The following is a 7,783-nucleotide window of genomic DNA, read 5'->3' as shown; positions in this document are numbered from 1 at the left end:
TTTATTCAATTGTTGTTAGCCATTACTTTCGCTCTCACATTAGAAGCGATTGTCATGCGGCTACGTAAGCGTTCCCCGCTCACCACTATTCGGGATTACAGCGCCTTGGTGACGGCGTGGCTACTCGCTATTGCCATTCCTCCCCTTTCTCCTTGGTGGATTATTGCTATTGGTGTTTTGTTTGCGATTTTAATCGCCAAACAACTGTACGGTGGAATAGGACAGAACCCATTTAATCCAGCTATGATTGCTTATGTCGTTTTGCTTATTTCTTTTCCAGTGCAAATGACAAGTTGGATAGCACCGAATCAATTAGCACCCGATCCGGTCTCTTTTACCGATTCTTGGTCACTCATTATATCGGGATTTAATCAAGATGGGTTATCACTACAACAAGTCAGAGCGGGGATTGATGGCATCACAATGGCGACGCCATTAGATGCTTTTAAGACCTCAATTCATGCTGGGCATACCGTCACAGAAACCTTGCGACAACCACAATTTAGTGGTTTGGCTGGCATTGGCTGGGAGTGGGTTAACCTCGCCTACCTCATCGGAGGGTTAGCGCTGATTAAGTTACGCGTTATTCACTGGCATATTCCCACCGCTTTCCTCGCGGGGCTTATTGCATCAAGTACGCTGATCATGTTATTGGCTCCAGGTACCACCGCTTCCCCTATGCTGCATTTACTCTCTGGAGCAACCATGCTGGGAGCTTTCTTTATAGCAACCGATCCAGTTACCGCATCGACTACGCCTAAAGGGCGTTTAGTGTATGGTTTTTTCATTGGCTGCATGGTATTTATCATTCGTAGTTGGGGTGGGTTCCCTGACGGGGTCGCTTTTGCCGTACTATTAGCCAACATGTGTGTACCATTGATCGATTATTACACCAAACCGCGTACTTACGGGCACTGAGGAAAAAACGATGTTGACTGCTATACGTAAAAATGGACTAATTCTTGCTGTCTTTGCTTGTGCATCGACGGGCGTCGTCGCCTTAACCCAATATTTAACTGCCAGTCAAATACAAGCTCAAGAAACGGCCCAGTTGTTATCTGTATTAAACCAAGTGGTTCCTCCTCATTTACACGATAATGAGCTGTCACAGACATGTACATTAGTCAGTGATCCCTTACTTGGTACAAATCAAGCCATGCATGTTTATCACGCTAGTCTGGCGGGAGAGCCAACCGCTTTAGCAATTGAAACCATCGCTCCCGATGGCTATAACGGCGCGATCAAACTCATCATCGGTATTGATAATCAAGGCACTGTTATTGGTACACGAGTACTTTCCCACCAAGAAACCCCTGGATTGGGCGATAAAATAGACCTGAGAATCAGTAATTGGATCTTAAACTTTACGGGCCGACAAGTCACAGAAGAGAACCAACAGCAATGGCAAGTCCGTAAAGACGGGGGTCAATTTGACCAATTTACTGGAGCCACCATTACGCCACGAGCGGTAGTTAAAGCGGTGAAACAAACGGTGAATTACGTTAATCTACACCGCCATGAAATCCTGCGTCAGCCACTCAATTGTGGAGGGGAAAACAATGAATAATCACAAGACCTTGATCAAAAATGGCCTTTGGGATAATAACCCAGCGTTAGTGCAACTACTGGGTTTATGTCCATTACTTGCTGTTTCTTCGACTGTCACTAACGCACTCGGCCTTGGTCTGGCTACTTTATTTGTCTTAGTCGGCTCAAATGTGATTGTTTCACTGGTTCGGGATTACGTGCCTAAAGAAGTTCGTATTCCTGTCTTTGTCATGATTATTGCGGCATTGGTTACCTGCGTTCAGCTATTGATCAATGCGTATGCCTATGGCTTGTACCTCTCATTAGGGATTTTTATTCCGTTAATCGTCACTAACTGCATTATTATTGGACGAGCTGAAGCCTTTGCTTCAAAAAATAATGTCCTACCCGCCGCACAAGATGGATTTTGGATGGGGCTTGGTATGACGTCGGTATTAGTGGTACTCGGCTCGCTACGTGAAATCATCGGCAATGGCACTCTTTTTGATGGTGCCGATCTCCTACTTGGAGACTGGGCAACCGTCTTACGTATCGACGTATTCCACTTAGATAATAGTTTTCTACTCGCTCTACTGCCACCGGGCGCATTTATTGGTGTTGGTTTCCTTATTGCAGTTAAAAACATCATTGACCGCCAACTCGCTCAGCGTCAACCAAAACCAGAAAAACCAACCATTGAGCGCGCTCGAGTCACCAATGTTTAAGCGTCACGGTAAACAGGAAGCGAGATAACCATGAATAATGCTAAGCGAGTGGAAATTCTTCAGCGGTTAAGAGCCAATAATCCTAATCCACAAACGGAATTACACTGGAACAGCCCTTTTGAATTATTAATTGCCGTTTTGCTTTCAGCGCAAGCCACAGATGTCAGTGTTAATAAAGCGACGGATAAACTTTATCGGGTTGCCAATACCCCACAAGCTCTTTGGGATTTAGGTGTCGAGGGAGTAAAGTCATACATTAAAACCATCGGCCTATTTAATTCAAAGGCTGAAAATGTTATCAAAACATGTCGTATTCTATTAGATAAATATCAAGGCGAAGTCCCTGAAGATCGTGCAGCACTTGAATCCCTGCCTGGCGTCGGACGAAAAACAGCAAATGTGGTATTAAACACAGCTTTTGGCTGGCCGACGATTGCCGTGGATACCCATATTTTCCGAGTATCGAATCGCACCAAGTTTGCGGTCGGAAAAACGGTAGATGAAGTGGAACAAAAGCTGCTCAAAGTCGTTCCTAACGAATTTAAAATTGATGTCCACCACTGGTTAATTCTTCATGGCCGTTACACTTGCATCGCTCGTAAGCCGCGTTGCGCTAGCTGCATTATTGAAGATTTATGTGAATATAAAGAGAAAGTTTACCCGGAAAGCTAGGAGTTTGTTATGTCAAATAATCGTATTCTTCATACCATGTTACGTGTAGGAGATCTTGACCGTTCTATCGAATTTTATACCCATGTGATGGGAATGAAGCTACTGCGTAAAAATGAAAACACCGAATATAAATACACCCTTGCCTTTCTCGGTTATGGTGATGAATCAGAAGGTGCAGTAATTGAGTTGACCTATAACTGGGGAGTCACCGAATATGATATGGGTAATGCCTATGGTCATATTGCGATTGGTGTGGATGATATTTATGCCACCTGTGATGCCATCAAAGCCGCGGGAGGAAATGTAACCCGTGAAGCAGGCCCAGTGAAAGGCGGCAGTACACACATTGCCTTTATTAAAGATCCAGATGGCTACATGATTGAACTGATCCAAAATAAGCAAGCGAGCGCAGGATTAAAAGGTTAATAAAAACGGTTTAACCGTGAGCTTTAGAACACACCCCCACCCTATACCTATATAAGTGGGGGGTGTGTTTATTTGCAACAAGCACTTCGAATCTAAAGTTAAATATTTGTTCTACCTAAAGAAATAACCACACGACGGTTTTTATCTCGCCCAACTGGTGACGTATTATCTGCGATCGGACGCCGACGTCCATAACCTTGAACTTGGATTCGGTCTTCAGGTAAACCAAGTGATTGGAAGTAAGTCTGCAAAGCCTCAGCTCTTTTTTCTGACAAGTGCTGACTCTCATTTTTTCCGTCAATACTATCGGTATACGTCGCAACAAGAATAAGATCAATATCTTGATTATAACGAATATACTCCGCGACTTGCGCTAATCGTTTTTGTGATGCTTTATTCAGCTCAACACTATCACCGCGATCATAATGCAAAATGGTGAACGCAATGTCTTCAAAACTATAAGGTAATAAATTAGCAATGCAGTCACTAAATACATTGTACTGCGGCTGAAAAAGTACCGATGACAACATGATCTCAATTCGCTGATTACGACTTTGCCAGTCTTGATAACTAAATGTAGGATAGCGCCCTTTTTCCAACTCACTCAATAACGCCCAAGCCGTTTGTCCACCAATATAACCATCAAACTGTTTAAAGAATTGGATGTTCGTCATACGATCAGCACTTTCACTCGGCCGCCATACCGGAGGCATAGAAACTAAACTGACATCACGCGTCTCTCCCATTGGCCGGCGCATTTTCAATTCAAAATCAAGGTTGATTTTTTTACTGGCATGAGAAGTAAATACCGCATCTCCATAATTAGGAATAGGATGAACCAAACGGCATTCTAAAGGGGTATTGGTGACCATTTGCCATGTTGATTGTTGTGGTGAGGCAACATACTGCTTAATCATCGCAGATGTAGTCAGCGAAGTTATCGAACCGATTACGCAAAAGCTGGCCATAACCCATTTATTCATAATGTATTCTCTTACCACTTATAGATAGGCAGCGACAGGTTTCCGCTCATAGGATACCGATCATTACCTCTGATTTCATCAAGTCACTCTGATATAAAATACATGCAAAAAACACACCATGTCTAAACTCAGTCTAACCGTCGTTTAGAAAATCAACCTAGGCTTGTTAAATCATGCACCAGAGTTTCAGTTTTATCAGCATATACCCAAACAACTTAGCGTTGCAGGTAGGTGGCCAGTGAGTGACAAATTTGTCTGGAATAAATTTGAACAACCGTAGGCTGGCCTTTGGTGAAAGCCACGAATGGATTTCATCATTCCCATGAACATAGACAGGCGATGTCATTGGGGGGAACGAACGTAGCCAACACCGCTGCAGCTTCAAGTAGAAAGGGGATAGATATTCATAAAACACATCGTTAAGTGATCGATATCAGCTGAAACTATTGTCGTGAAATCGCTGAGATTCGGTTTTTCTTAGCCATAGAATCTGTAATAATGGCCTTATGTTTAAATAAATTAGGCTCACATGACTGTTATTAATGAAGCTCTCACGCTAAAAAAACGCTTTAGGGGCTATTTTCCAGTTGTTATTGATGTAGAAACCGCAGGTTTTAACCCACTGACCGACGCTTTATTGGAAATTTGTGCAATCACTTTAGCAATGGATGAACAAGGGAATTTGCATCCAGCGTCGACCATCCATTTCCATATCGAACCTTTTGAGGGCGCAAATATAGAAAAAGCGGCCTTGGAGTTTACTGGCATTTATGATCCCTTTAGTCCCCTTCGTGGCGCAGTAAGTGAAGAGTACGCTTTAAAAGAAATATACAAACAGGTCCGAAAAGAACAGAAAGCAGCAGATTGTAGCCGAGCCATCATTGTGGCGCATAACGCCGCCTTTGATCATGGGTTTGTCATGGCCGCCAATGACCGTTGCAAACTAAAACGAGTCCCTTTTCATCCCTTTGCGACCTTTGATACGGCGGCGCTCAGTGGTTTAGCCTATGGGCAAACTGTGTTAGCGAAAGCATGCAAAGCAGCAGGGATGGAATTTGATAGTCGAGAGGCACACTCTGCCCTTTACGATACCCAACAAACCGCAGAATTATTCTGTGGTATTGTCAACAAATGGAAAGCTCTCGGAGGCTGGCCACTCGCTGAACTGGCTAACACTACCGATGAATAATAAATAAATGGAATGAATTGAGAAGTTTATGAATCCTGTCGTTATTTCTGTCTGCGTGATGCTAATTTTAGCTCTAATGCGCATTAATGTTGTCGTTGCACTTACGTTCAGTGCAATTGTAGGAGGGCTCGTCGCTGGAATGAGCCTTAATGAAACGGTTTCTGCTTTTGAAAGTGGCTTAGGCGGCGGAGCAACGATTGCTCTCAGCTATGCCATGCTTGGAACCTTTGCCGTCGCCATTTCTCGCTCTGGCATCACAGATGTCTTAGCCCAAACCGTCATAAAACGTTTGCATGGAAAACAGAGCGCGGCGGCAACAACTGGAGTGAAATATGCCGTATTAGTCGCCCTACTGCTAATGGCCATGTCTTCGCAAAACGTTATTCCTGTGCATATCGCCTTTATTCCGATTCTGATCCCGCCACTATTAGGTGTATTTGCTCGATTAAAAGTCGACCGTCGGATGATTGCCTGCGTGCTTACCTTTGGATTAATCACCCCTTATATGATTTTACCTATCGGTTTTGGTGGCATTTTCCTCAACAATATTTTGCTGAAAAACCTAAGAGATAACGGTTTAGAACATGTAACAGCAAGCCAAGTGCCTATCGCTATGTTATTGCCAGGGTTAGGGATGCTTGTTGGTTTGCTGATTGCTATCTTCTTTACTTACCGTAAACCGCGTGAGTATCGCGAAACAGAGTTAACGGTAAGCGATTCGGAAAGTAACACGATCAAACACCAGCATATTTTAACTGCAGCGGTTGGGATCGTCGCCGCTTTGGCCGTACAACTGGCAACTGGTTCAATGATCATTGGGGCTTTAGCGGGTTTTATGGTCTTTACCTTTGGTGGTGTCATCGCTTGGAAAGAAACTCATGATGTGTTTACCAAAGGTGTGCATATGATGGCCATGATCGGCTTTATTATGATTTCTGCTGCGGGATTTGCTGCTGTGATGAAATCAACAGGAGGTGTTGAATCTCTCGTTACTGCGCTCTCAACCAGTATTGGTGACAACAAACCCCTTGCGGCCCTGCTGATGCTGGTGGTGGGCTTATTAGTCACTATGGGCATTGGCTCTTCATTTTCAACTATCCCGATTATCGCGACGATTTATGTTCCTCTCTGCCTTGCGTTTGGTTTTTCACCAATGGCAACCATTGCTCTCGTCGGTACAGCGGCAGCACTAGGCGATGCGGGCTCCCCTGCTTCAGATTCGACGCTAGGTCCGACATCTGGCCTCAATGTAGATGGGCAACATGAACATATTTGGGAAACGGTTGTGCCAACCTTTATTCACTACAATTTACCGCTAATTGCATTTGGTTGGCTTGCTGCAATGGTATTGTAGAAAACAAAAACGGTATTGTAGAAAACAAAAACGAGAGCGCTGATTAAGTGCTCTCGTTAACTTTGTCGCTATGAATGCCATCGAGAAAAATAAATAGGCTCAAGCCTCTTCATTATATAGTTCAAGGTTAGCGAGATCCTGTTGGATTTCTGCTTGTGTTTTTGCATCATCACTACGCATCGACTCAAGGTACTCTAGGTAAGCATGGTCGATATCACCCGTGACATATTCACCATTGAAGACTGACGCTTCAAATTGACTAATATCTGGGTTACCTAAGCCAACAGCTTGTACCAGATCCTCCAATGTTTGGAAAATTAAAGCATCAGCACCAATCTGCTGACAGATGGCTTCATTATCACGTCCATGGGCAATCAATTCATTCGCACTTGGCATATCAATACCATAAACGTTAGGGAAACGAATTTCAGGTGCAGCGGACACTAGGTAAACCTTTTTCGCCCCAGAATCACGAGCCATTTCAATAATCTGCTCAGAGGTGGTACCACGCACAATGGAGTCATCAACTAAAAGTACGTTTTTATCTTTAAATTCAGAGCGAATCGCATTCAGTTTACGACGGACCGATTTTATCCGTTGTAACTGGCCTGGCATAATAAATGTCCGTCCTACATAACGATTTTTCACAAATCCTTGTCGATAAGGTTTATCGATTGCTTGCGCAATTTGCAGAGCAATATCACACGACGTTTCCGGAATAGGGATCACCACATCAATATCTAATTGACTAAAGTTTTCTTTGATTCGTTGACCTAATTTTTTCCCCATTTCGACTCGGGCACTATAAACCGAAATTTTATCAATAAATGAATCTGGACGAGCAAAGTAGACGTATTCAAAAATACAAGGATTGAGTACAGGGTTATCTGCACATTGCTTGGTAAAC

Annotated in this window: 9 protein-coding genes; 7 read left to right on the top strand and 2 right to left on the bottom strand. The window is 43.6% G+C overall.

Going from position 1 to position 7,783, the window contains the following annotated elements; genetic code table 11:
• From rsxD to gloA, 5 genes are all read left to right on the top strand, one after another.
• Positions 1 to 918: electron transport complex subunit RsxD (gene rsxD, locus B7C60_RS13520; protein WP_245869446.1), on the top strand; the 918-nt coding region annotated here is incomplete at its 5' end.
• Positions 919 to 928: 10 nt separating this feature from the next.
• Entirely contained in the window at positions 929 to 1,567 is a 639-nt protein-coding gene (rsxG, locus tag B7C60_RS13515) for an electron transport complex subunit RsxG (RefSeq protein WP_099612120.1), read from the top strand.
• The gene (locus B7C60_RS13510; protein ID WP_099612119.1) at positions 1,560 to 2,252 is read left to right on the top strand and encodes an electron transport complex subunit E; all 693 of its coding nucleotides are present in this window, start codon (positions 1,560 to 1,562) and stop codon (positions 2,250 to 2,252) included. The genes rsxG and B7C60_RS13510 overlap by 8 nt, the downstream gene beginning before the upstream one ends.
• 30 nt (positions 2,253 to 2,282) lie before the next feature.
• Entirely contained in the window at positions 2,283 to 2,924 is a 642-nt protein-coding gene (gene nth, locus B7C60_RS13505) for an endonuclease III (protein WP_099612118.1), read from the top strand.
• A gap of 9 nt (positions 2,925 to 2,933) precedes the next feature.
• Positions 2,934 to 3,350 carry a lactoylglutathione lyase gene (gene gloA / locus B7C60_RS13500; RefSeq protein ID WP_099612117.1) on the top strand — a complete coding sequence of 139 codons (417 nt, stop codon included), beginning with the start codon at positions 2,934 to 2,936 and terminating at the stop codon, positions 3,348 to 3,350.
• A gap of 98 nt (positions 3,351 to 3,448) precedes the next feature.
• Here gloA and motY read toward each other — a convergent pair whose 3' ends face one another.
• Positions 3,449 to 4,333 (bottom strand): flagellar protein MotY, encoded by an 885-nt coding sequence (gene motY / locus B7C60_RS13495; RefSeq protein WP_099612116.1) that lies wholly within the window; start codon positions 4,331 to 4,333, stop codon positions 3,449 to 3,451.
• A 529-nt stretch (positions 4,334 to 4,862) separates the two neighbouring features.
• Here motY and rnt point away from each other — a divergent pair.
• On the top strand, positions 4,863 to 5,522 hold the full coding sequence (gene rnt / locus B7C60_RS13490) for a ribonuclease T (RefSeq protein WP_099612115.1): 660 nt from the start codon (positions 4,863 to 4,865) through the stop codon (positions 5,520 to 5,522).
• A gap of 28 nt (positions 5,523 to 5,550) precedes the next feature.
• On the top strand, positions 5,551 to 6,876 hold the full coding sequence (locus B7C60_RS13485) for a Na+/H+ antiporter family protein (protein WP_099612114.1): 1,326 nt from the start codon (positions 5,551 to 5,553) through the stop codon (positions 6,874 to 6,876).
• A 99-nt stretch (positions 6,877 to 6,975) separates the two neighbouring features.
• Here B7C60_RS13485 and B7C60_RS19345 read toward each other — a convergent pair.
• Positions 6,976 to 7,783 (bottom strand): amidophosphoribosyltransferase (locus B7C60_RS19345; RefSeq protein WP_281251713.1); only part of this gene is annotated, 808 nt, incomplete at its 5' end.

The organism is Vibrio fujianensis (assembly GCF_002749895.1).
Classification (GTDB): domain Bacteria; phylum Pseudomonadota; class Gammaproteobacteria; order Enterobacterales; family Vibrionaceae; genus Vibrio; species Vibrio fujianensis.
The sequence above is the reverse complement of the archived record's forward strand: the minus strand, read 5'-3'. Positions and strand labels throughout refer to the sequence as shown.

Excerpts from the sequence above, each read along its gene's own strand:
- rsxG (WP_099612120.1), top strand. The coding sequence starts at position 929 with ATGTTGACTGCTATACGTAAAAATGGACTAATTCTTGCTGTCTTTGCT.
- B7C60_RS13510 (WP_099612119.1), top strand. The coding sequence starts at position 1,560 with ATGAATAATCACAAGACCTTGATCAAAAATGGCCTTTGGGATAATAAC.
- nth (WP_099612118.1), top strand. The coding sequence starts at position 2,283 with ATGAATAATGCTAAGCGAGTGGAAATTCTTCAGCGGTTAAGAGCCAAT.
- gloA (WP_099612117.1), top strand. The coding sequence starts at position 2,934 with ATGTCAAATAATCGTATTCTTCATACCATGTTACGTGTAGGAGATCTT.
- motY (WP_099612116.1), bottom strand. The coding sequence starts at position 4,333 with ATGAATAAATGGGTTATGGCCAGCTTTTGCGTAATCGGTTCGATAACT.
- rnt (WP_099612115.1), top strand. The coding sequence starts at position 4,863 with ATGACTGTTATTAATGAAGCTCTCACGCTAAAAAAACGCTTTAGGGGC.
- B7C60_RS13485 (WP_099612114.1), top strand. The coding sequence starts at position 5,551 with ATGAATCCTGTCGTTATTTCTGTCTGCGTGATGCTAATTTTAGCTCTA.